The following is a 25,257-nucleotide window of genomic DNA, read 5'->3' as shown; positions in this document are numbered from 1 at the left end:
ATGAAGCCGGTCTGAGAGTATTCCTTGATGATCCGCTGGTTCCGGCCCATAACAACAGTTCAGAAGAAGCATTTGTCTCCATAGCGAGAGGACGGCATAACTGGCTGTTCGCATACAGTGAAGACGGGGCCAGAGCGCTGACAGTGCTGTCTTCCATAACCAAGACAGCCAGGCGCTGCGGACTGAATGTCCTCAAGTATCTCGAACTGGTGATGAACAGGTTCCGGGAATGGCGTGAGTCAGTCATTCCGTCTGATGTCATCGAGAGCGTTCTTCCCTGGAATGATGAAATCAGAGAACTCTGCGGACTGTCAGTCTGAATCAATAATATTTCAATGTAAAAAAGGCGAAGATCTTTGCGTTCTGCAGCTTTCCTGAGAGGAAAACTGCAGAATTCAAAAGATTCTTCGCCTTTAATGGTATATAGGTAATTTCATTTCGGGCAACCCGTCAAATATAAAGAACTTACGATTCATCTGAAAATTCATCATGACTGACGGAGAATTCCTGTTCTTTTTCAAGAAAGTCATAAAAATTATCCTTAATCGGATTCTTTAAAAAACAATTTTGACTCAAGTCAATTTACAATCCTGGAACTATTGAAAGAAAGCATTCAAAAAAATTCAGGGTTTTGCCATAACCAGAACGAAAACTAGCGGAAAAATGGCGTAAATTCGGTTATTATTGGAGTATGCCGGAAAAGATCATTACCAAAGCAAGGCTGGAAGCCTTTTTAAAAAACCTTGGAATTCGCCAGGGCTCAACGGTTCTGCTTCAGGCAGACCTGAAAGCCATGCCGCCGCTTGTGGGGCACGCCACAACCCTTATTGAAACATTGATATCGATCATTGGACCGCGTGGAACACTGATCGTTCCTTCATTTACATATGAAGCGCTTGATCCTGCCTGTCAGAAACAGACTTATCCTTATCCTTTGTGGCAAACGATTCGATTTAATCATCCTGGATTTTCATCCCGGACAATGCCCGCAGACATATGGCAGGATGCAGCAAATGCGTTTTTACTCCATACCCGGGTTAAGCGTACCGAACATCCGGTTTATTCTGTGGCCTGGATTGGTGCCCTTCCATATAAACCTGCTCTGGAAACTTTAGATTATCCGCTTTCCTTTAGTCATGTTCTTTCAGAAATGGAAAGCCCACAGGCGATCAATCTTCTGATTGGTGTCGACGTTCATCAGAGCATTTATCCATTACTGATCGCTCATGAGCATGGCTTTGATACGGTATTTATACAGAGTGCTTTTGTTCGAAGGGTACGGAAAACCTTCGAAGAAAGTTTTCTGATGAACTCATTAGATCATCAGGGATGGGATGAAGCCTGCAACTTCCTGGACATTACAACACGTGATCTCAACGGGGTTCCGGTTTATAAAATTATGCAAAAGCCGGGACTTGAAAATCTTCAGATGACCTGAATCTGATTCTGGGATATTCATCCTGAAATAGAATTTCACAAGCAAAGCATAAATGGGATATCCAGATTGGATATCCTGTTTCCATTTATAAGATTATAAGATTGAAAGGGGATTTGATTATGATCAATCTCAATGAGAAAACCCGCTCTCTGATCCGCCAGTCCGTCCTGCGTACAGATATCTGTCGAATGAATGAAAGTTGGCGGTATCCTCAGGCATTATCCTGGTTGTTTGAATATGAAAAAAAATATGGATGTGATGAGTTTTTTTACGTTCAGAAAATCGATGCTCTGCTTGGAATGAGAGAATTCGATCAGGCAAGAACTCTTCTTGAACAGGCTTATCAGGAAGGATTTCAGGAAGCTCAATTAGGAAGCCAGATGTTCCGGATCCTGATTTATTATGGAAAATACGATCAGGCTTACGAGCTGATGGAGCGTATGGAAAATATTTACCGGCAGAATGTTCCTGAAGAAGGATTTAATGAAGAAGAATCGCTTTTAGGAGAGATGGAGCCTTCTTCTTTGATTATCAAGGGGACTCTTAAGGCAATGATGAAGGATTATCCAACGGCAATTTCCATGCTTGAAGATGCCATGCTCGAAAACTATGACATCACTGGATCCCTTGTTCTTGGACTTTGTTACATACTCGATGGTTCAGAAGACAGAGGTCTGGAAATCTTTATGAACGCCCTCGATCAGGATGAAGAAGTCGATGCGATGTTTCAATCCATCATGCCAAACAAGGATTCGATTGATATTCATAACGAGAAGCAGGTACTTGATCAGGCGGAATTCCTGTTCGATCGTCTGGCCAGATTTGCTTTCGATATTTTCGATTATGCCGCTGCGGCCAATGAAGAAGAGCATCCGGATTTTGATCAGTTCATGAGGGAAAGAATTGAAGAAGATCCAAAAGAGGCCCTGCTGCTCTTAGAGGGCCTTGTCAAGGGACAGGGAGAGATCCCGCCTCTTCTGGTTTTCATCGCGATTTGTTACGAAAAGCTCAATCAGGAATCGTTGCGCATAAAGACGCTTCGAAAAATTTTGAATTATACTCCAAAATCGGCTGAACTGGCAAAACTCGATCTGATTGGACAGCTTTATGCCCTCCATGAACTGGACTATTCCAAATCAACGGTAAAAAAGCATCTGAAAAGACTCTATAGTTATAACAGAAATGACTTTGAATCAGTGGATCTTCTGATCAGAGAAGCGGCTGAGTATGAATTTTCCGACTTCAGAGATCAGATGATTTTAAATATTGATTTTGAACAGGTTCCGGAAGATCAACTGCCCCGCGCCCTTTCGCTTTTTGCAGAAGCCACGGAAACATGGGAAGGAATGGGAGAAGAAGCCGCTGAATTGATCTATAAATACCGCCATCATGCAGGCTATGATAATCTGACTGATTTGCTTGAATACTACATGTATTTTGATCCGGATATGAAACGGTTTGATCGTCTGACTGAAGAATTTTTGCCGGATCCTGAAATCATTCAAATCATGCTTGAGTTGTATGAGGCATTCGGGTTATTTGATGATTATGCCCGGGTTCTTTGCATTCTGCTCGATGATTCAACCAGACAAAAATACCGAGATAATCTCACCTATAAAATGCTGGTTGGAAGATATGGACCGGCCGGAACGGCGACAAGAGATGTTCTTCTTCAGGAACATGTCCGAATGGACGTCGATCAATGTGTAGACTACTTTATGACAGGCAAGTATTCTAAGGCAAGAGAATTTGCCGATCCGTATCCATTTATAATTGATAGTGCCCAGGGAATCTCCATGACTGATAACAAGACGCCATGCAATGAACAAGTGGCCTATGGTCCGGCTGATCTCGAAAAAATCTTTCCATGGGAAGTTGTTCCAGAAGACTATCAAGAGGATATGTCAGAGGAAAACTTTTTAGATTTTGATAGGCCCATCAGCAGCTTTGAAAAAATGCTCAATGAATCCGGACTCGATTGGGATGAGATTACTCACCTGCAGGATACGATGGAAGAAATGTCCAACAGAGAAGAGAAACTGTATAAGGATGTCCATGAACTCATTTTCAGTGATATTGTTCCGGCTGAATTGAGAACACTTTTTCCGGTGATTCTGACGGATCCGCATTTCATTGATGAAACTCGCAGGCAGGTAAAGATCCAGGAACCACAGATGAACATCGATTTAGGATTGATTCTGATGTTCTTAGCCCGTGATGGAATCGTATTTCCCCAGGGATATCAGCAGCTTGAACAGATCATCATGTCCAACAACTACCGGAATCTGTATGATGCAGGCGCAGAGATCTTAAAGGCAGTGATTGAACACATCGATCAGGAGTTTAAAAAGCAGGACCCAAAATATGGTCAGCATCCTTTTTTCGAAAACGAACAGGAAAATATCCTGAATGAAATTCATCGAATGCTCGATGAGATTGTCAAGGCAGCCACTGAACAGGGCTTTGAAGGCGATATGCAAAGCACAATCCAAAATCCGGATCTGCCTCAGAGTGAAGAAGAAGCCAGGGAACTGTTGAAACAGATTCACTCCAATCTCGATATGTATCCAATCGATGATAAAGAAAATGAAACGTCTGATTCAGAATCGAACAGAAAGCAATCCATTGATTCAGATGATTCGCTTGCAGGTCCAAATAAAAACAAAGAGGGCCTTTCAGATCCCTTAAGGAGTTATTCAGAGCGCATTCTGGATGGAAATTCAAGATATAGCGATGATGACGACGACGAGGATGAAGATGATTTCGATCTCTATATTCATGGAATGCTTAACTGAGTTTGCACCGAATCAATTTTGTTTTGATCTGCAGAAGTCCTATCGCTGTTTTTTTATATTTTATAAAGGAAACGATGGATTACACTTTGATTTGTACAAGCAAAAACCAAATGCTAAAACGGCTGAAAGCCTGGTTTATCCTGGCGTCAGCCGTTTTTTTGAAATGAATGGAAAATGCCTATGTTATACTGAACTGCAGAAATGGAGAGCATTCCTGTGAAAAAGTGGATCAGATGGATAGCATTATCTGCTGTACTCATTTCCATATGGCAAATTGCCAGTCTTATAACCGATAATTCGCTGATCTGTCCTTCGATTTTTGAAATCATCGCCCAAATGATCGGACAGGCTTCTTCACCTGTATTCTATCAGGCGCTCGGAATGACTCTTGCAAGGTGCGTCATTGGACTTTTCCTTTCTTTTATTCTGGCTCTTCTTGCAGGAGCTTTCAGTTTCTGGAATCAGAAAATCGGATGGGTCTGTGATCAGCTGTGCGCACTTTTACAAAGCATTCCAAATGTTGCCTTTATTATTTTGCTTCTGTTCTGGACAGGACGGAATGAAGCGGTGGTTATTGTTCAGATTCTGCTTTTAACTCCGATGATCTTTCGTGAGCTTCATGAAGGTTTGAAGGATATTGCCAGAACCTACCATGAAGTTTTTGTTTTATATCCGCAGCCTCTAGTTGAAAAACTTAAAAAAGCTGCCCTGCCCATGCTTGAACCGATGATGCGCTCTTCCTTGAAAAGTGCAGGTTCTTTAGGTTTAAAAGCCGTCGTTATGGCTGAGATTCTGGCCTCGGTTTCTAATGGGATTGGTCGGCAGCTGCAGTCGGCAAGACTGAATCTAAATTTTGCAGGTGTTCTTGGCTGGGTATTATGGCTGATGCTGATTTCACTGCTTTTAGAACAGGGCTGGAATGCGCTGTTTGCCTGGTTGGAAGAAAGATCAAATTCGATCTAGCCTGAAGTGTTTTTTTTGGAAACAGCTTTCAGAACAATTCAAACAGGAAATCAGATAAAAGATTTGTTTTAGTAAAGATTTGTTTCAGCAAGGAAGCCTGGCTTCTTAGAAGGGAAGATCGGATGGATCTGGTCAGTTTTTTAGTTCCGGTATACAACGTAGAAAATTATCTGGGAAAATGTCTGGACTGTCTTCTCGCTCAGACCTATCCCAATATCGAGATTATTTTAGTCAACGATGGCAGCAAGGATCATTCTTTAGCCATCGCAAAGGATTATCAGAAAAAGCACTCGAATATTCATATATACAGTTATCCCAATTCTGGGATTTCCAAAACCAGAAATCGATTGTTAAAACATGCGAGCGGAGAATTTGTCATGTTTGTCGACAGCGATGATTATATCGATCCAGATACAGTAACTGTGATGATGGAAACTTTGAAAAAGCATGATCTCGATCTGGTTCAATGCGGATTTCGCATGGATTATAAATATTTTACTTTGTATCGGCCGTCAAGCGGAAGAAGAATCATGGAAAAGATGCAGGCGCTGCATGCGTTATCCAATGGAAGGTATTTAAATAACTATCCATGGGGCAAGCTGACCAGAAGATCGTGCTTTGATGGAGTCGAGTTTCCGGAAAACCTCAATGGATTTGAAGATACCTTTACGATCTTTAAAAGTATGGCCAAAGCGCGAAGAATCGGGACAATTCCCAATCGCTTTTATCATTACGTACAACGCCGGGGCTCATTGACCAATCGAATGTCCCTGGACTATGTTGAATTGATGAGAAAGGCTTATCACTATCAGTCTGATGTATTGAATCAGGAATTTCCAAATGAGCATTTTGCCTTTGACAAACAGTATTACAATACAGATCTTGTTTTGATTTATACAATAATCGTCTTCTGTCACCGCGATCATCCGGTAGAATTCACCAAAGATCGAATTAATTATTCAAAACTTCCCGCAGGCATTGTTTTAAAACTTGCTTATGATGCGTGGCTTGCAATCGCAAAACTCAAAATGGGAAAATCTCTGTGCATCAGGGAACCTTCGAAAAACAACTGAGAAAATTACATTCATTTAAGGATATAGAAGAAAAAGGAAAGAGACTGAATGGAATATACGATCACAAAAGCCTGTAAAAAAGATCTCAACGAACTTGTGATTCTGTATGAAGAAGCAAGAAACTTCATGCATACTCATGGAAATCCGAATCAGTGGAACGATGGTCATCCGGCTGCAGATGATTTATTGAAAGACATTGAACAGGGAATTCTGTATGTTCTGAAATCAGATGGAAAAATAGACGGCGCTTTTGTCTATTATGAAGGCATCGATCCGACCTACCTGAAGATCGATGGAGCCTGGCTCAATAACAGACCATATGGAGTGGGGCATAAAGTGGTAAGCTCGAGAAAGCGGAAAGGAACTGGATCCCTGATCATCGATTACCTGAAAAAGCATTCTCATTACGTTCGCATGGATACGCATGAAGATAACCTGCCAATGCAGAATCTGCTCAAAAAGGAAGGTTTTGTCTACTGCGGCACAATTTATCTTGCCAATGGCGATCCCCGTATGGCTTTTATGTTTGATCCCGATTATCAGCAGACATGAGTGCCAAAACCAATAAAAAAAGTTAGAATAAAAAAGTTGAAAAAAAGTTAAGATCTAAAATTGAAGCAGAAAAGCTGGAATATAGCTGCTCGAATAAATAAGCTGCGATTAAGAATTCTGATTATTCTGAGTGATATTTAAAAAATGAATAGATCAGAAAGAATGATCTTTATGAAAAGATATGAATTAAAAAGCTCATCCTTTCTTCTGAGAGGATGTTTTAAAAAATATAACGATGAAAGGATGGTATTATGGCTTTTGAATCGTTGACTGAGCGCCTGAATCGGGCGATGAAAACCATTACCGGCCAGGGAAAACTGACCGAATCCAATATGGATGAAATGCTCCGTGAAGTGCGGATGTCACTTCTTGAAGCAGATGTGAACTATCAGGTTGTTAAGGATTTTGTCGCCAATGTGAAGGAAAAGGCTTTAGGACAGAAAGTTCTTGATGCTCTGAATCCAGGACAGATGGTTGTCAAAATCGTTAAGGAAGAACTTCAGCAGCTTCTTGGAAATGAAGACGCTCAAATTCATTTTAACGATAACGGAATCACCAATATTATGATGGCTGGTCTTCAGGGAACTGGTAAAACAACAGCTGCAGCTAAAATTGCCCGTTACCTGAAGAATAAGAAGAACAAAAAAGCACTGCTGGTTGCCTGTGATGTAATTCGTCCGGCTGCGATTGAACAGCTGCAGACTCTTGGTGAATCGATTCAGGTTCCAGTCTTTACTCTGGGAGCTGAAACTTCTGCACTTGATACCGCAAAAGCGGCAGATCAATATGCAAAGGAAAACGGCTTTGATACCGTGATCTACGATACAGCAGGCCGTCTGCATATCGATGAAGAATTGATGAATGAACTTTCCATGATGAAAGATTTCCTTCATCCTCAGGAAATCCTGCTTACTGTCGATGCCATGACGGGTCAGGATATTGTCACTGTAGCCAGGGAATTTAATGAACAGCTTCAGATTACCGCTCTGATCGTGACCAAACTCGATGGCGATGCCAGAGGCGGTGGATTGTTATCCGTTCGTTCAATCACCAATGTGCCTGTTCTGTTTGTTTCGAATGGTGAAAAAGTTGACGATCTTGAAGAATTCCATCCGGATCGTATGGCGGAACGCATTCTTGGAATGGGAGACATTTTGTCTTTAATTGAAAAAGCACAGGAAAACATGGATGTTGAGCTGGCTGCTTCTTCGATGGAACGTATGCAGTCCGGTCAGTTTGACATGAACGATCTGCTTTCTCAGTTTGAACAGATGAATCGTCTTGGATCCTTCAAGGGAATACTCAAGATGATCCCAGGGATGAATAAAATGGCTGGTATGGTTGATGATGACCAGATGAATGCGCAGATCAAACGCATGCGCGCCATTATCAACTCGATGACACCCAAAGAAAGAGCGCGTCCTGATATTTTAAAGGCAAGCCGTAAAAATCGTATTGCCAAGGGTGCAGGTGTTAAAGTTGCGGATGTAAATAAACTGCTGACCAGCTTTGACCAGATGAAGATGATGTCTCAGATGATGTCTGGTGGAATGCCTGCCATGAATCCGTTTGGTGGTGGATTTGGTAAACCAGGTGGATTTGGCGGCCCCGGCGGATTTGGAATGAGTAAGCATTCTGGAAGCAAGAAGAAAAGAAAAGCACCGGTTAAAAAGAAAAAAAGAAGATAATCATCCTTTGGTCCAATTTGATCAGGACTTATGGATGGAAAGTAAACTGGGCAATCTGCTCAGTTTTCTTTGTTTTTTGGCTATTTTGAATATATAACCATTAGCCTGATCGTTTTGGTCCTATCAGATCAAAGGTCTGGCCAGAGAGGTATTAAATGAAAAAATCAAATCTTGGATCAGCTATTTTAAATATGATTCTCGAACGGCTTCATACGGCTCTTGGCGGGGAACCAATTTCCCTGAAGAAGCTTCAGAATCGATACCAGGAAGAATTGATGCCTTATCAGTTCTGTTATTCCATGTCCGAGCACGGCAAAAAGAAAGAAGAAGTCATTCTTGAATTCGACAAAGGAAACTTCTGTCATCTATTCTCGATCGGCTCTATTGTCAAGAATTCAACTGCGGATCTTGAACCGTTTTCAGGAATGGATGGCTGGAGAAATATCGAAAATGGAACCATTACTTTTCGTATGCTTCGAAATATTGATCCACAGCAGTTTGATTATTATCACCCGGAACATTTATTGTTTTCAGAATTTGTGGAAACAATCAAGGATCCTCAGGCCATTCGTTATGACAAAAGGAAAGTGAAGAACAGTTCGCTGGAAGCGGATATACTTCTTTATCGGGTTGTTAAACAGAAGGTCATTCATATCGCATTGTCGAAGGATAAGGATGGAACCTATTTTCCCAGGTCTTACTTCGTTCGGGATGTGAACAAGGATCGCGAATATCCAACGAAATACATCAATGGAATGCCGGCATTAAAAGTCAAAACCAAAATTCGGAATCGATGAATAACTGCTTACAGCAAACAAAAGTTAATAGAGACAGCCCATGATTCTCGATCCATTCTGAAAACGAAAAAGAGGTGTCAAGCAAAAAAGCTTGACACCTCTTTTTGGATCAGGTAGGATAAGCAGGCAAATATGAAAATAACACCTGTCAAGGAAGATGTTTTGACAGAGTTTGACTCCTTGCAATAAAGGATAAGTCATGAAAGGAACAGGATCAGTATATGGTTAAATTACGTTTAAGAAGAATGGGTAAAAAGGGTCAGCCTTTCTACCGTATTGTAGCTGCAGACAGCCGCTCTCCACGCGATGGAAAATTCATCCAGGAAATTGGAACTTACAATCCAGTTAAAGCAGATGCTCCAGTTACTCTTGATAAAGATGCAGCTCTTGAATGGCTCAAAAAAGGCGCACAGCCTTCCGACACCGTCCGCAGCATTCTTTCTAAAGAAGGCGTTATGACTGCTTATCACGAATACAAACTTGGCAAGTAAGATATGATCGATCTCGAAAAGACACTTTACGATCTGTGTCTGCCGCTGGTCAGTCATCCTCAGAATCTTTCCGTGAAGACCATGGCCAGCACGGAAGACAATGAAATTCTTCTGTATGTTTATGCGGATGACGATGATGTTGCCCGCCTGATCGGAAGAAAGGGTGTCATCGCCACGGCATTAAGACAGATGATGTCGATTGCAGCTCGTGACGAGCATAAAAGACTGTCGGTTAAATTCGAGTCTTACGAATAGCCGCAGTACGTCTCAGGCATCCACAACAGCCCCGCAAGGGGCTTTTTTTATAATGGAGAGTGGACTGAATGATTGTGCGAGGAAAACTGAAATGATTAAAGTAGCAAAAATTATCAATACACGCGGACTGAAAGGTGAATGCAAATTATATCTATATACGGATCAGGCCCGCGATCGTTTTTCGCAGGGAGTTGTTCTCTATGAAAATGGCGACAGGAATCAGCCAATTCATCCAATTTCCTATTCTGAATATAAAGGATTTGGTTATGCCAAATTTAAAGAAATCGCGGATATCGATCAGGCGAAGCAGCATCAGGGAATGGACCTTTATTTAAGTAAGGAAGACCTACCTGAAAGCGATGAAGATGAATTCTACTATTCGGATCTGAATGGACTTCATGCCATCGATCAGAATGGGGAAGATCTGGGAAAGGTCAGTGACATTTTGGAAACCGGAGCAACCCATCCCATTTTGCGAATATCAAAGGGCTCACAGAGTTTCATGGTTCCATTTGCGGAAGCTTTTGTGGAAGAAGTGGATCTGGAAGCCGGTCAGATTGTGATTCATATGATGGAAGGCCTGAGATGAAAGTATCCGTATTAAGCCTGTTTCCCGAATACTTTCAGGGACTGCTCAATACTTCGATTATTTCGAGAGCCAGAGAAAATGGACTTTTCGAATTTGAAACGGTGAATTTTCGAGAATTTACCAAATCGAAGCATGGTCATGTCGATGATGCGCCTTATGGGGGCGGAGCTGGGATGGTTTTAATGTGTCAGCCTCTTTTAGACGCATTAAAAAGTATTCAGACTCCCACCTCCAAAGTGATTCTTCTATCGCCGCAGGGGCAGAAGTTTGATCAGAACAAGGCAGCCGAATTATCAAGAGAAGATCATCTGATCTTTATCTGCGGCCATTATGAAGGCTTTGATGAACGAATTCGGGATTATGTCGATATGCAGTTGTCGCTGGGCGATTTTGTACTGACTGGCGGGGAGCCTGCAGCCGCGGCGATGTGTGATTCGATTTTGCGCCTGATTCCCGGCGTCATTAAGGAAGAATCAGCCGGTGGGGATTCTTTTTCTGATGGGCTTCTTGAATATCCGCAATATACCAGACCCTATGAATATGAAGGAAAGAAAGTTCCTGATGTTTTGATGAGCGGCCATCATGCCAATATTGAAAAATGGCGGCATGAAGAATCCTTGAAGAGGACTCTGCTTTATCGTCCGGATCTTTTAAAGAGTGCCGTTTTAAGTGAACAGGATCATAAGGACCTGGCACGATTGAAAGAAGAATTAAAAAGCCAGGTTCCCCAGGAAGAAGCAGAATCCATCTGATGGTCATCCTGCTGCTTTAAAAAACAGAGTGATTTTGAATACATGCAAGCGAGGGTATAGTTTTAAAAAAACATAAACCAAATGAATAAAAGACATTTTTTACTTTTTGATCACAGGGTAAAGAATGTCTTTTTGTCTTTGGATAAAAACAGATCTCAACACAGAAGAGGCAAGAAATGAAGAGGTTATTTGATGAATAGCTGAATGGTTTAGTTGAATTGATGAAATCAAAGGATCGTCTGATTTGGATCTTTGTTTTTCGGTTATTGAAAGTGCATGGAAATGTAACATTGAATTTGATTTTGCAGGCATAACGATTTGGATATACTTTTGTTGAATAACATAAAGAAAGGATTTGACCCATGAGTAAAAATGAACATTTTGTTGAAGTGTATTCCCAGGGAATGGTGAATCTGGTCAGGATTCTTGTCGATACGGAAACCGGAGTGAATTATCTGGTTTGTACAAACAGCGGCAGTGGAACAGGGATGACGGTTCTTCTTGATCGGGAAGGAAATCCTGTCATTTCTCCGCTGCCGATTCAGAGTATGTGGAAGTAGAATTTGAACTAAATAATATTTGAGATTAAATCTGCAATCATCCATTCAACAGTGCAGGCTGTAAAATGAGCAGTCACTCAGAATCAGTCTGAATGACTGCTTTTTCTGTTTAAGCCAACAAGTAAAGTGAAAAGAAATGAACATCTAAATTTTGATATAAAGTAGTGTGAAATTTATGCAAAGAAATACAAGGTAAAGCGAGGATCACTGGATTTTAAGGATTTGGGAAAAGAAAGTCATACGAAAAGTTGTCTGCAGTCTTTTTTGGTCAGTTAAAACAAGTTACTATAACCCCATGAGTGCAAGAAAATCAAAGAAACGGTTAAGAACAGACCGCCTGATTATCCTTGGGGTTCTGTTTGTCTGTATGTGCGGATTTGTTCTTTATGGAAGCTATCGGCTCTATCGAGTTGTCTTTCCAGTAAAAGAAGTTCCTGAAGCTGTTGTTCCCGAAAAGAAGGATGTGACCAGCGAAAACAGGACGGCTGATCATACCAGACAGATTGAAGAGATTAAGAATGCCAACGCCCTGGATACAGTCAATGTGACTGGTCTGAGCGATGAAGAACTGCGCAGTCTGTTTTATTCTTCTGAACTGACACCAGAGCAGTTAAGTTCAATGACCGGGCGGACCTGGAGTGATGATCAGGATTTTGTTAAACCGGAAGATCTTCGTTATATTCGTGTTCTGTATCAGAACTTCGACAATCAAAGCACCGTTGGTGAAATTATCATGAATAAGGATCTCGCTGCTGAAATCGAAGATATTTTCTTTGATCTCTATAAGCATGAATATCAGATTGAAAGAATGATCCTTCCAGATGCCTATGGCGGAGATGATAATCAATCGATGTCCAATAACAATACATCCGGTTTTTCACTGAGGTTATCTGATGGAGTGAGTCTTTGGCCTCATGAACATGCTTTAGGACTTTCTGTTGATCTGAACCCGTTAATGAATCCTTTTGTCGTCAGTACGGCAGATAACTATTCTGTTTCACCCGAAAGTGCGCAGACTTATGCTGATCGAACGAACATTCGTCCTCATATGATTGACCATAATGATTACGCTTATCAGCTGTTTACCTCCCATGGATTTACCTGGGGTGGAGACTGGAATGAAAGAACTGACTATCAGCATTTTGAAAAGGGATATACTCCACCTGAAACCCTTCCAGAAGATGTACAAAAAGTCATAGATTCCACAACAGATGATCAAAGTCAATCTCAGGAAGATCAGGAAGAAGGGGAAGCTTTACCTGAAGAAGAAACTGCGGCAAATGAAGATGCTGCTGAATAGACAAATTCAAAATATCAATTGAAATTTCCGCCTGATGGAATTGACGAAGAATCAGGCGGTTTTCTTTTGAATCGTCAAAAACAACCTGAACCTGTGGATCGTTTTGAAAAAATTAAGGTTGAATCAGCTTTTGGCCTGTGCTACAATCGTAAGGCATTTGCGGGGTTCCGCTGGCGGAAAGTGCGGCCATGAATCGATAAGAACGCAAGCTAGAATATAAAGGAGAATTCAAATGAATTTAAATCTGGTACAGGATATAACAAAAAACCAGCTGAAAAAAGACATCCCTGATTTCAGAAGCGGATCCACTGTTCGCGTACACGTTAAGATCAAAGAAGGAGATAAAACTCGTATTCAGGTCTTCGAAGGTGTTGTAACTGAAAGATCCGGTGGTGGAGTTGCTGAAAACTTCACAGTTCGTAAAATTTCCAATGGTGTTGGAGTTGAACGTAAATTCCCAATCCATTCTCCGATCATCGATAAGATCGAAGTGGTACGTCATGGTAAAGTACGTAGAAACAAACTGCGTTACCTCAGAAACCGTTCCGGAAAATCTGCAAGAATCAAAGAATCCCGCCGCTAAGTTTCAAAAGTTCAACTTGGCAAGTTGGAGTGTAAAAAGATTATCGATCAAGAAAAGGTCTTTCGAGACCTTTTTTTCGTGCTTATTCTTTCTGCATCTTTCATCAAGCTGAATTTATTGGCTAAAACGAAAAAATCCTTTACACTTTACAAGTCAGAGTTTTATTCATCAGCACAATTTCAGAATGAAAATCAGAGGATTGCGCTGATCGAGGCGATAGGAGATTTTTATGTCCGAAGAAAATACAAAGCGTAAAAAACGTAAACAGCGCTACAGCGAAGATGATGAAAGAAGCATCTGGGAAGATATCCTGGATTTTGTTAAGGTTTTTGCTATTTCCGCCATTGTTATCCTTCTTTTTGTAAACTTTATCGCTTATCCGATTACAGTCCGCGGTCATTCGATGGATCCGACTTTAAGCAATGGAGAATACGGTTATACCTCTTTAATTTCACTGTCAACTTCAGAGCCGGCCAGAGGGGATATCGTGGTTGTAAAAATGAATGAAGAAGATGGCAGCGAATCCTTATGGGTCAAACGAGTGATTGGACTGCCCGGAGAAACCGTTGAATGCAAGGATGGAATCATTTACATCAATGGGGTGGCCTTTGATGAAAGTGATTATCTTTCAGAAGAATATATGTCACAGGCATTAGCTGACTTCAAAGCAGAGACCGGCTATGATTATGGAACCTTTACCAATGATTTTGCCCCTGTGACTCTCGGAGAAGACCAGTACTGGATTATGGGAGATAATCGTCCGTGGTCCAAGGATTCAAGAGATCCAGGCGTTGGAGCTGTCAGCCGTGATCGATTCTTCGGAAAAGGCATCATGGTTTTATGGCCATTTGATAAATTTGGTGCCAAGTAAATCTTGTTTTGGAGCGTTTCTTAATTCTTGTGTTTCATTTACGTAATTGTTTGCGTAATTATTATAGAGAACTCAGTAATTCTTAAAGAAATTCAATTTGAACTGCTGCGCAGGCCTTCTTTTGAGGTTTGCGCTTTTTTTTCGCGGTAAAAATTGCGTATGATTTCTTTAGCGATTTGAGAACTCCTGAAATGGCTGAATCATACAGCTGGCAGGAAGCTCAGGAAAGGAAGATCATCATGCCTTCAAGCAATATTCAATGGTTTCCGGGTCATATGACCAAAGCCCGTCGACAGATGGAGGAAAACCTGAAGAAAGTTGACTTTATTATAGAAATTCGGGATGCAAGAATCCCTGAGTCCTCAAGAAATCCCCTGATTGAAGAACTCGCAGGCAATAAACCACGCCTGATTTTACTTTCAAAAAAGGATAAGGCTGATCCACAGCTGACCAAAGACTGGATCAGAGAGCTGTCAAGTGAGAATCAGGAAGTGATGGCTGTTGATTTAATTCGCGAGAACTATCGTAAACAGCTTGTTGCAAAATCCTTAAAACTCAATGAAAAGCTGATCGAGAAGCAAAAGCGAAAAGGAATCCGCCCAAGGGCTTTAAGGGCCATGGTATGCGGGATTCCAAACGTCGGAAAATCGACCATGATTAATACCTTAGCCAAGCGTAAGGCAGCCCAGACCGGAGACAGGCCAGGGGTAACAAAATCACTGCAGTGGATCCGCCTGGATTCAGACTTAGAACTGCTCGATACGCCTGGCGTATTGTGGCCGAAGTTTGAAGATCAGGAAATTGGAATTCGTCTGGCTGCTTTAGGCAGCATCAAGGACGATGTCGTTCATATGGATGATCTGGCTATTTTCTGTGCAGACTATCTGATGAAGAATCATCCGGAGGCTCTTCTGAAAACCTATGGGCTTGAAAAGCTGGAAGAAACGCCCTGGGAAACGCTTGAAGCCATTGCAAGAAAAAGAGGGTGGCTGCAGCGCGGCCAGGTCGATGAAAACCGGACAATGCGCAGCTTCATCAAGGATATTCGCGAAAACCGTTTAGGCAAAATCACCTGGGAAATTCCTGCTTCAAAGACGGAAGAAAGAAACAGTAAACCAGGTGAAGATCTGGTGAAAAACACAGATCACCAGAATGATCAAATGAACGGCAATGACATGATCAAACAAGACGATAGCCATGCCGATAACATTGTGGATAACAATATCGATAACAATAAGGAAGAAACTGAATGATCGAACGCCCTTTAGAAGTTGATTATCACGAATCTGGTAAGCTGGTTTTAGGGATGGATGAAGCGGGAAGGGGACCATTATGCGGGCCGTTAATGGTGGCTGGTGTCATCTTTCCAATCGGCTATCAAAACGCACTTCTTGATGATTCAAAGAAGCTGTCCGAAAAGAAAAGAGAAACTTTATATAAGCAGATTATCGAAGATGCGCTTTACTGGAAAGTTCTGGTTTTAAGCGAGGCTGAAATCGATGAATTAAACATTTACCGGGCTTCTCAGACAGGGATGGAAAGAATCGCCCAGGAATTTTCTGATGTGTGCGATGTTGTTCTCAGTGATGCGATGCCCCTGCCAGCCTTTTGTAAAAACCATTCAGAGCATGATTTTGATTGTCCAGTAAAGGGTGATTCCAAATCGATTTCGATTGCTGCAGCGAGTATTTTAGCCAAAGTCAGCCGGGATCATTACATGAAAAAACTTGATGAAATGTATCCTCAATACGATCTGGCAAAAAACAAGGGTTATCCAACGGCAAAGCACCTGGAAGCGATTAAAACGCATGGGGTGCAGGATTTTTATCGTCGTTCTTTTTCACCAGTTGCAAAAGTTCTCAAACAGAATCAACAGGAAAGTCTGTTTTAAACAATGCTTTAAGAATGTTAAGTAATGACAGATAGAAGAGTCTTGAATTCAAGATCATAATCAGAATCTCTGTGCCTTTATGCATTTTCGCTTTTGTCTACTGAATGAGCATAAACAAAGTACAGAGTTTTTTTTGCGGTTCGTTTGTATAATCGAGCTGCTTTTGGTATGACTCTTAATAAAGCCATAAAAACCAATGAAAATCATTAGAAAACAAGCAAGTTCTTTTTGGATTTGTTTTTTCAGGGCTTGACATCCAAAAAAAGCTTAAATTAAATTGAATTGCTTTCCGACTTCCAGATTGAGCCATATGAATTGACAGATTTGGAAAATTGAATGGATTGACTTTAGATTGTGAAGCGATTATCTTGTTTCACGAATGAGCGGTTAACCGCAGAAATGGAAGTGATTGGTATGACTACGAAAAAGACTTCAGGAAAAAGTGCTTCGACAAAAGCAGCCAAACCAAGAAAAAGAGTCTCCAGAAAAAAGAAGGACATTCAGAATCTTGTCATTGTCGAATCCCCTTCCAAAGCAAAAACCATTGAAAAATACCTCGGTGAAGGATATAAAGTCGTCTCTTCCAAGGGTCACATTTGTGATCTTGGACTTTCCGGCAAGGAAAGAATGGGAATTGATATTGAAAACAACTTCACTCCAAAATATAAAGTTCCAAAAGAAAAGCAGGAAATCGTTGATGAGCTGAAAGCTCTCAACGATCGCAGTGAGCACGTGATTCTCGCAAGTGACCCGGACCGAGAAGGAGAAGCCATTGCCTGGCATCTGGCCAGAGAACTCGGGCTGGATATGAATGATGAAAACCGGGTGACTTTTCATGAAATCACCAAACCGGTTGTCACTGAATCCATTACTCATCCTCATAAGATCGATATGAATCTGGTTCAGTCTCAGGAAACCAGACGCATGCTCGACCGAATCATCGGATTTAAGCTATCCCGCCTTTTACGCAAGAAAATTTCATCCAAGTCCGCTGGACGTGTTCAGTCCGTTGCTTTGCATCTGATCGTTTTACGTGAATACGAAATTCGCAAGTTCGTCTCTGAAGAGTACTGGACGATTGAAGCGGATGTAAAAAAAGGACGTTCTGTCTTTCAGGCCGCATTATCCAAATATCAGGGAAGCAAACCCAAACTGAAAAACGAAGAGGAAACCAACCAGCTGCTTGATTCTTTCAAAGGCAAGCCGTTTGTGGTTTCTTCCATTTCAAAACGAAAAAGCAAAAAGGCTCCTAAGCTGCCCTTTACCACTAGTACTCTACAACAGGAAGCTTCCAAGAAGCTTGGCTATGGAGCCAAGAAAACAATGAGTGTCGCTCAGAAACTGTATGAAGGTGTAAATGTCGCAGGCAGCATGACAGGTCTGATTTCATACATGCGTACCGATTCGACCAGACTTTCTCCTTTGTTTGTAAATGATGCAGAAGCCTACATCGACAAGACATTTGGTTCTGAGTTTAAGGGTGTTGCCCATGAGAAAAACAAAGCCAACGCCCAGGACGCACATGAAGCCTGCCGTGTGACCAATATTGAATACACGCCTGAGTATGTAAAACCTTACCTGTCTTCTGAAGAATTCAGATTGTACTCTCTGATTTATGCCCGCACTCTGGCTTCTTTGATGGCTGATGCCGTCTATGATGTGACCAGTGTGAAGTTTAACTGCGGAGAGGGTGAATTCTCTGCAAGCGGTCAGACCATGGTATTCGAAGGGTATACAAAAGTGTATGCAAAATATGAAAACCAGAAGGAAACCATTCTTCCTGAACTGACTGAAGGTGAAGTCCTGCCGGAAAAAGATGTTCGTATTGAAGGCAGTCAGCACTTTACTGAACCGCCTGCAAGATATACCGAAGCCAGACTGATCCGTGAACTGGAAGAAAAGAGCATTGGCCGTCCTTCGACCTATGCTTCAATTATTGATACCCTGCAGGCAAGAGGCTATGTCTTATTGGCCAAAGCTTCAGAAGGAAGCAAGACCAAAGTCTTTACGCCAACAGAACAGGGAATGCTTACAGATGAAAAGCTGCAGGAATTCTTCAATTCCATCATTAATGTTGAATATACGGCAAACATGGAAAAGGCTCTCGACATCATTGCCGAAGGTCAGGAAGATTACGTGAAGTATCTCAAGGAATTCTATGGGGACTTCGAACCGCTGGTGGAAAAAGCCTATGATGAAATGCCAGTTCGCGAACTCGAGCGAGTGGGCAGACAATGCCCTGAATGCGGAGGCGATCTGGTTTACCGTATTGGACGATTTGGAAAATTCATCTCCTGCATTAATTTTCCAGAATGTAAGTATTCAGAAAATGCAGATTCTGAACTGCAGTCGCTTTCTCAGGAAGAAAAACTCTGCCCCAACTGCGGTGCGAAAATGGTGATCAAAAAAGGCCGTTTTGGTGCATTCTGGGCCTGCTCCAACTATCCTGAATGCAAGACCATTCTTCCATTGAAGGAAAAAGCCAAACCAAAACCGACAGGGGAAAAGTGTCCTGAATGCGGCGCGGACCTGGTCGAAAGAGTCAGCCGTTATGGCAAGCCCTTTATCGGCTGCTCCAACTATCCAAAATGCCACTACATTAAAAAGGAGCCAAAAGCCGATAAAAAATCGGCCAACGCCAAAGCAGAAACAGCAGCAGAAACTGATAACTCAACTCCTGCTGCAGGAGTTTAAAATGCCAGAAAACAATACAGATATTCAGCGTGAACAGACAACGTTTGCTGCTTTGACATCAAGGAATATTAAACCAGTAACCGTGATTGGGGCTGGGCTTGCCGGTTCAGAAGCCGCCTGGCAGTTAGCAAGTGCTGGGATTCCTGTAACCCTGATTGAAATGCGGCCGGATAAAAAACCGGCAGCTTTTTCAACAGGACATTTTGCTGAGCTTGTCTGCTCCAATTCATTGCGATCGGATTCTTTAAGCAATGCTGCCGGTTTAATGAAAGAAGAACTTAGAAGAATGAATTCTCTGATCTTAAAGGCAGCGGACCAGGCGGCCGTGCCAGCGGGCAGCGCATTGGCTGTCGATCGGGAAGAATTCTCTAAGATCATCACGAAAACTTTAGAGAATCATCCATTGGTCACAATCAGAAGAGAAGAAGTGACTGAGATTCCTGATGGTCCTGTAATTATTGCTTCAGGTCCCTTGACCAGTGATGCCCTGGCTAAAAAAATAGCAGAATTTACAGAGCACGAGGCGTTTCATTTCTTTGATGCGGCCGCTCCAATCGTTGAAAAGGACAGCATTAATTTTGATAAGGCGTATTACAAAAGCCGATACGATAAAGGAGAAGCCTCCTACATCAACTGCGCCATGAATCAGGAAGAATATGACGCTTTCTACAACGAATTAATCCAGGCCAAATGCGCCCATCTTCATGAATTTGAACAGGATCCCAAAGTATTCGAAGGCTGCATGCCAGTAGAAGAAATGGCCAGAAGAGGAAAGGAAACGCTGCTTTTTGGACCGCTCAAACCAGTCGGTCTCGAACTCGAAGGTCAAAGACCGGCAGCAGTAGTTCAGCTGCGGCAGGATAATGTATCTGCTTCTTTATATAACATAGTCGGATTTCAGACCCATCTGACCTGGCCGGAACAAAAACGGGTATTCTCCATGATTCCGGGTCTTGAAAATGCGGTTTTTACCCGCTATGGAGTGATGCACCGCAATTCTTTTATCGACAGCCCAGATGTATTAAATCGTTTCTATCAAAGTAAAAAACGCGAGGATCTGTTTTTTGCCGGACAGATTACCGGAGTGGAAGGATATGTGGAAAGTACAGCGAGCGGACTGATTGCTGGATTGAATATGGCGAGATTCCTGAAGGGTCTTCCTCTGATCGATTTTAGCCGTCAGACTGCCATGGGAGCGCAGGCGTATTATATTTCACATTGCAGTCCATCTAATTTTCAGCCAATGAATGCCAACTTTGGAATCATGGAATCCAGCGCGAAAGGTCCAAAGAAAAAGCGAAGGGAGCAGATGGCAGCCCGTGCCCTTGAAATCATTGACTCCATCAAAAGTGACCTTGACAATGAGTGCAGCCGATCAGAAGATTAAGGATTTTCTCGAATACATCTTTCGATCTCAGCAAGGAAGTGAGCATACCATCGACGCATACCGCCGGGATCTGATTCAGCTTTTAAATGCAATGAACAAAAGAGGAATCGAAGACTTCCAGGATTTAACCCGCCCGGTTTTGATGAGCGCTCTTTCAGAAATCCGTCAGAATGGAAAAGTTCCATTAAAAAATTCGAGCATGTCAAGAAAGCTTTGCACGTACCGCTCGTTTTATCGCTATCTGATGGAACATCACCTGGCTGAAAGTTCGCCTTTTGATGGCATCAGAGCCTATCCATCCCAAAGAAAGATTCCGGAATTTTTCTTTGAAGAAGAACTCAGCGAATTTCTGGGTGGCTTTGATGAAACTTTGCCGGCTCAGAAAAGAGATAAACTTCTCTTTACTCTGATGTATGCCTGTGGCCTGCGGGTTTCAGAAGCGGCTGGATTAGTCTGGGCGGATATTTCCTTTTCAGAAAGAATTATTCGGATTTTGGGAAAAGGAAAAAAGGAACGGATCGTCCCATTTCCGGTATGGCTCCGGGATGATCTTGAAGATTATTCCATTGGCAAAAAAGCATCTGATCCGGTTTTTGTCAGCCGGTTAGGAAAGGCCTTATCGAGCAGAGCCATCCAGCAGAACATGCAAAAGCACGCGGATGCGATCGGATTAAAAATGACAGTTCATCCTCATATGCTCAGACACTCCTTTGCGACTCATCTGCTTGATCATGGGGCGGATATTCGAACGGTACAGGAACTGCTTGGACACTCTTCGCTGTCGACCACTCAGATCTATACCCATGTCTCAACAGCCAGACTGATGAAGGCATATGATGAATCATTTCCAATGGCAAAGAAGGATTGGAACTCTGCATCGTAAAATTATAGAAAACCACCGGAATTTACGGATGCCTGAATAAAGTTCAGGTTATCAGTTGATTCCGGTTTTTGGTTTCTGATACACTAGCAATTGCGGAAAAACCGCAAATACACACGCTGGGAATGGAAGTGCCCGTGCACATGGTGTTGCACTTTTTCGAACCGGCGGAGGAATAACGGAAAGGCGGACTTTATGTCAAACATTGTATCCATGAAAAAAATGCTGGAAAACGGTGTTCATTTCGGCCATCAGACTCGCAGATGGAACCCAAAAATGAAACCATATATTTACACCAGCAGAAACGGCGTTTATATCGTCGATTTAAACCAGACTCTTGAACAGCTTGAAGATGCTTACAAGGAACTTAAGGAAATCTCTGAAAACGGAGGAAAAGTTCTTTTCGTAGGAACTAAGAAACAGGCTGCTGAAACTGTAGAAGAACAGGCTCTTCGTTCCGGTTCTTTCTATGTAAACAAACGCTGGTTAGGCGGACTGCTCACAAACTTCCGTACCATCCAGAAACGAATCAAACGTCTGGTTGAAATCGAAGAAATGGAAGCCAGTGGAAAACTCGAAGTTTACACAAAAAAAGAACAGGCTCAGATCCTGAAAGAAAAAGCTAAACTTGAATCCTCCCTTGGCGGAATCAAGGAAATGAAGAAGCTTCCAGATGCGATCGTTATCATCGACCCGAAAGAAGAACACAATGCCGTTGCCGAAGCACGCAAACTGAACATTCCAGTATTCGCTATGCTCGACACAAACTGTGATCCGGATGAAGCTGATTACCCAATCGCTTCCAACGATGATGCAAACCGCTCTGTCAAACTGATCACTACAATTCTTGCAGATGCTATCGTTGATGCCAAAGGCGGACTTCTTGAAATTGCTTACCTCGACAATCCAGAAGAAGATGTAACCATGGAAGACGTTGTAAGAAACGTTGAAGCTCAGATCGCTGAAAACGAAAGAAGAAGACGTCAGAGAAACGAAGAACGCAGAAAACGCAACATGGAACGCAGAAACCGCGAACGTCGTCCATACAATGGACGTCCTGGACAGAATCGTCCTAACCGCGATGGAAACGGTCCAAGAAATAACGGTCCAAGAAACTACAATAACAATAATAACAGCGACAATAAACCTGCTGAAAACAAGGCAGCTGCTGCCAAAGAGCAGGCGTAAGCCTCAGATTTAAAACAGGAGGATAAAGAAAATGGCTATTAGTGCAAAACAGGTCAAAGAACTGCGCGAAAAAACTGGCGCAGGAATGATGGACTGCAAAAAAGCTTTAACAGAAACAGATGGCGACATGGCTAAAGCAGTTGACTGGCTGCGTGAAAAAGGTAAAGCAAAAGCCGAAAAGAAAGCCAACCGTGTAGCTGCTGAAGGATTAACTCGTGTAGCAACAAACGGAAACAAAGCTGTCATCTATGAAGTAAACTCTGAAACTGACTTCGTTGCCAAGAATGAACAGTTCCTGTCTCTTCTGGACACAATGAAAGATGCTTTCTTAACAAACGATGTAGTAACTGTTGAAGACGCCCTCGTTCTTGAAACTCCTCAGGGAACCATCAACGATCTGCTTGTTGATGCTACTGCAACTATCGGTGAAAAAATCACTCTTCGTCGCCTTGCCGTAGTGACTAAGACTGACGAACAGCAGTTTGGTACTTACATGCACAATGGTGGAGCAATCTCCGCTCTTGTTGTGATGGAAGGCGCTACTGATGAAATCGCTAAAAACATGGCTATGCAGGTAGCTTCCATGCGTCCGACTTATGTATCTCAGGCTGATGTTCCAGCAGAAGTTGTTGAACACGAAACTGAAGTACAGAAACAGATCATGGCTGCAGATCCAAAATTAGAAGGCAAACCTGAAAAAGTTCTTGAAGGCATCCTGAAAGGAAAAGTTTCCAAACACTTCCAGGATGAATGCCTGATGGATCAGGAATACTTCCTTGAACCGAAAAAGAAAGTTTCCGCTTTCTTAAAGGAACACAAATGCTCTGTAGTAGAATTCATCCGCTACCAGGCTGGTGAAGGTCTTGAAAAAAGAGAAGATGACTTTGCGGCTGAAGTAGCTGCTCAGATGGCTGCTGCGAAGTAAGCAAAGCATTATTCCAGAAAACTGTAATAGATTTGCAAGTGAAAAAGGGATCATCCAATCGAAATCGAAAGGATGATCCCTTTTTCTATTGATATGTAAAATGTGGTGATTCATGCTCTGACATTCCACAATATATACCATTTGTTCGGCGTTATAGACTCTTCATTTGCTTTGCAATCGCTTATGTACACATCGAGTTTTCCAAAGAGTCTATGATGTTTGACCCCCTGCTGAAAAATTCGGCTTAGGTAAGGTTCATCATCATTAAAACACAAGCGGAATTCAGGTATTTCATAAACTGCATCAAAGAAAAAACATCAGGCTTTTATTACATGATCAACAGACGACAGGAATTGTGCATCCTGGCATACAATGAAAAAAGAAGAAAGCGAGATTAATAAATATGGAAAGTAAAAAAGCGGCAATACTTCTTGCCGATAATTTCGAGGAAGTTGAAGCTACGGTTCCGTATGATCTGTTAAACCGTGCCGGAGTCAAAACCGATCTGATCAGCGTCAAGAATCAGAAAACGGTGAAAGGAAACGTCGGTATGCACTATACCGATTTGATGATGATGAAAGATACTGACTTCGATGATTATGACTGCCTGATCATCCCTGGAGGAGATGGCTATGTTGTTTTTGCCAATGATCCGCATGTTCTTGATCTGATCAAAGAGTTTGGCACCAATCCAAATAAGGTTCTTGGAGCAATTTGTGCCGGAGCTTCAATCCCTGGAAAACTTGGCTTATATGACGGTAAAAATTATACCTGTGTTCCTGGACTCAATGGTGAGTTTGGTGGAAACGATGAAAAAGTGCATGCAGTAATGGATGGAAACATTGTCACCGGAATTTCGGTGGGAGGCGCTTATCAATTTGCTTTAGATCTGATCAAAGCCCTGGTTTCAGATGAAAAAGCCGCAGAAATTGCAGCTTCCACCTGCTGGGTTTTATAGAACGGTTGATTTCGTCCGTTAAGTGACAGATTTTGAATGGCTAATGCCAACAGAATCATGGCAGAGTTAAAGACCAATTCTTATCAGTCTTTTTCTTTGCGTTTTTTTAATGGGCGAGTTCAAGTTTGGATCATCACCATGGGATTTCTTGCAGCGGCAATTTAAATAAGCCGTGCTCTCCTGCTTAGATATTTCTTCAAGAAGTCACTATCATAGGAGAGAACGCCAGATACTAGTCAGTCTTTATCTTTTATTGAGTTTTCAGACAGACGTTTGCATTCATTTATTTTATTTCGATGTTTCTTATTCTTTTTGTTTATTTCGGACTTGAAAAAACACTTTTCCGGACTTAGGAAAACATGATTTATAATTTTAAAAAGTTGAAAAATGAAATTGTTCGGAGTCAAGTTATTTATTAACATTTTGGGCAACCAAACAATTAACAGTTTGGGTAATGAATTGGGGGAATAGAGAGGGGTCAGGTATTGGCTGCTATAGTTAATACCTGACCCCTCTCTATTCCCCCAATTTGCACTCGCGCGGGCGCCTGGGGGGAGGCCGGACTGTTTAGTCCTCTCGAAATTCAAATTGCTTATCTTTCAGACGATAGGAATCCCCTACAATTTT

24 protein-coding genes are annotated in these 25,257 nt (G+C 42.1%); all 24 read left to right on the top strand.

The annotated features are described in order from the left end of the window. Window positions 1-320 (top strand): IS66 family transposase (locus tag BO222_RS04025; RefSeq protein WP_143356930.1); only part of this gene is annotated, 320 nt, incomplete at its 5' end. Window positions 321-691: 371 nt separating this feature from the next. Further along, the gene (locus tag BO222_RS04020) at window positions 692-1,438 is read left to right on the top strand and encodes an AAC(3) family N-acetyltransferase (protein WP_075818572.1); all 747 of its coding nucleotides are present in this window, start codon (window positions 692-694) and stop codon (window positions 1,436-1,438) included. Window positions 1,439-1,557: 119 nt separating this feature from the next. After that, on the top strand, window positions 1,558-4,233 hold the full coding sequence (locus BO222_RS04015) for a tetratricopeptide repeat protein (protein ID WP_075818570.1): 2,676 nt from the start codon (window positions 1,558-1,560) through the stop codon (window positions 4,231-4,233). A gap of 216 nt (window positions 4,234-4,449) precedes the next feature. Beyond that, entirely contained in the window at window positions 4,450-5,196 is a 747-nt protein-coding gene (locus BO222_RS04005; RefSeq protein ID WP_075818566.1) for an ABC transporter permease, read from the top strand. A gap of 122 nt (window positions 5,197-5,318) precedes the next feature. Further along, window positions 5,319-6,269, top strand: coding sequence for a glycosyltransferase family 2 protein (locus tag BO222_RS04000; protein ID WP_075818564.1), 951 nt, complete (start codon window positions 5,319-5,321; stop codon window positions 6,267-6,269). Window positions 6,270-6,317: 48 nt separating this feature from the next. Beyond that, on the top strand, window positions 6,318-6,821 hold the full coding sequence (locus BO222_RS03995; RefSeq protein ID WP_075818562.1) for an N-acetyltransferase: 504 nt from the start codon (window positions 6,318-6,320) through the stop codon (window positions 6,819-6,821). Between the two features lie 251 nt (window positions 6,822-7,072). Further along, window positions 7,073-8,509, top strand: coding sequence for a signal recognition particle protein (gene ffh, locus BO222_RS03990; RefSeq protein WP_075818560.1), 1,437 nt, complete (start codon window positions 7,073-7,075; stop codon window positions 8,507-8,509). A gap of 155 nt (window positions 8,510-8,664) precedes the next feature. Next, window positions 8,665-9,306 (top strand): PBECR4 domain-containing protein, encoded by a 642-nt coding sequence (locus BO222_RS03985; protein WP_075818558.1) that lies wholly within the window; start codon window positions 8,665-8,667, stop codon window positions 9,304-9,306. 221 nt (window positions 9,307-9,527) lie between these two features. Beyond that, complete coding sequence (gene rpsP, locus BO222_RS03980; RefSeq protein ID WP_075818556.1) at window positions 9,528-9,797, top strand: 30S ribosomal protein S16; 270 nt, start codon at window positions 9,528-9,530, stop codon at window positions 9,795-9,797. A gap of 3 nt (window positions 9,798-9,800) precedes the next feature. After that, entirely contained in the window at window positions 9,801-10,052 is a 252-nt protein-coding gene (locus BO222_RS03975; RefSeq protein WP_075818554.1) for a KH domain-containing protein, read from the top strand. Window positions 10,053-10,143: 91 nt separating this feature from the next. Then, complete coding sequence (gene rimM / locus BO222_RS03970) at window positions 10,144-10,641, top strand: ribosome maturation factor RimM (RefSeq protein WP_075818552.1); 498 nt, start codon at window positions 10,144-10,146, stop codon at window positions 10,639-10,641. Further along, window positions 10,638-11,393, top strand: coding sequence for a tRNA (guanosine(37)-N1)-methyltransferase TrmD (trmD, locus tag BO222_RS03965; RefSeq protein WP_075818550.1), 756 nt, complete (start codon window positions 10,638-10,640; stop codon window positions 11,391-11,393). Before rimM ends, trmD begins: the two co-directional genes overlap by 4 nt. 362 nt (window positions 11,394-11,755) lie before the next feature. Further along, entirely contained in the window at window positions 11,756-11,953 is a 198-nt protein-coding gene (locus BO222_RS03960) for a DUF6440 family protein (RefSeq protein ID WP_075818548.1), read from the top strand. Between the two features lie 295 nt (window positions 11,954-12,248). After that, window positions 12,249-13,253, top strand: a complete 1,005-nt coding sequence (locus tag BO222_RS03955) for a M15 family metallopeptidase (protein WP_075818546.1) — start codon at window positions 12,249-12,251, stop codon at window positions 13,251-13,253. Window positions 13,254-13,485: 232 nt separating this feature from the next. Continuing rightward, window positions 13,486-13,836 (top strand): 50S ribosomal protein L19, encoded by a 351-nt coding sequence (rplS, locus tag BO222_RS03950; protein ID WP_075818544.1) that lies wholly within the window; start codon window positions 13,486-13,488, stop codon window positions 13,834-13,836. Window positions 13,837-14,065: 229 nt separating this feature from the next. Next, window positions 14,066-14,707 carry a signal peptidase I gene (lepB, locus tag BO222_RS03945; protein ID WP_075818542.1) on the top strand — a complete coding sequence of 214 codons (642 nt, stop codon included), beginning with the start codon at window positions 14,066-14,068 and terminating at the stop codon, window positions 14,705-14,707. 191 nt (window positions 14,708-14,898) lie between these two features. Further along, window positions 14,899-15,960 (top strand): ribosome biogenesis GTPase YlqF, encoded by a 1,062-nt coding sequence (gene ylqF, locus BO222_RS03940; RefSeq protein WP_332888862.1) that lies wholly within the window; start codon window positions 14,899-14,901, stop codon window positions 15,958-15,960. Further along, entirely contained in the window at window positions 15,957-16,598 is a 642-nt protein-coding gene (locus tag BO222_RS03935; protein ID WP_075818540.1) for a ribonuclease HII, read from the top strand. The genes ylqF and BO222_RS03935 overlap by 4 nt, the downstream gene beginning before the upstream one ends. 414 nt (window positions 16,599-17,012) lie before the next feature. Continuing rightward, a complete protein-coding gene (topA, locus tag BO222_RS03930) occupies window positions 17,013-19,292 on the top strand; it encodes a type I DNA topoisomerase (protein WP_304683826.1) in 2,280 nt (759 codons plus the stop codon). Window positions 19,293-19,359: 67 nt separating this feature from the next. Beyond that, a complete protein-coding gene (trmFO, locus tag BO222_RS03925) occupies window positions 19,360-20,679 on the top strand; it encodes a methylenetetrahydrofolate--tRNA-(uracil(54)-C(5))-methyltransferase (FADH(2)-oxidizing) TrmFO (RefSeq protein ID WP_075818574.1) in 1,320 nt (439 codons plus the stop codon). Further along, a complete protein-coding gene (locus BO222_RS03920) occupies window positions 20,654-21,562 on the top strand; it encodes a tyrosine recombinase XerC (protein ID WP_075818538.1) in 909 nt (302 codons plus the stop codon). The genes trmFO and BO222_RS03920 overlap by 26 nt, the downstream gene beginning before the upstream one ends. 192 nt (window positions 21,563-21,754) lie before the next feature. Next, a complete protein-coding gene (gene rpsB / locus BO222_RS03915; protein WP_075818536.1) occupies window positions 21,755-22,747 on the top strand; it encodes a 30S ribosomal protein S2 in 993 nt (330 codons plus the stop codon). Between the two features lie 31 nt (window positions 22,748-22,778). Further along, a complete protein-coding gene (gene tsf, locus BO222_RS03910) occupies window positions 22,779-23,672 on the top strand; it encodes a translation elongation factor Ts (RefSeq protein WP_075818534.1) in 894 nt (297 codons plus the stop codon). A gap of 403 nt (window positions 23,673-24,075) precedes the next feature. Beyond that, window positions 24,076-24,630, top strand: coding sequence for a DJ-1/PfpI family protein (locus BO222_RS03905; protein ID WP_075818532.1), 555 nt, complete (start codon window positions 24,076-24,078; stop codon window positions 24,628-24,630). Window positions 24,631-25,257: the final 627 nt, after the last annotated feature.

It is taken from the genome of Ileibacterium valens, from assembly GCF_001945525.1.
Classification (GTDB): domain Bacteria; phylum Bacillota_I; class Bacilli_A; order Erysipelotrichales; family Erysipelotrichaceae; genus Ileibacterium; species Ileibacterium valens.
The sequence above is the reverse complement of the archived record's forward strand: the minus strand, read 5'-3'. Positions and strand labels throughout refer to the sequence as shown.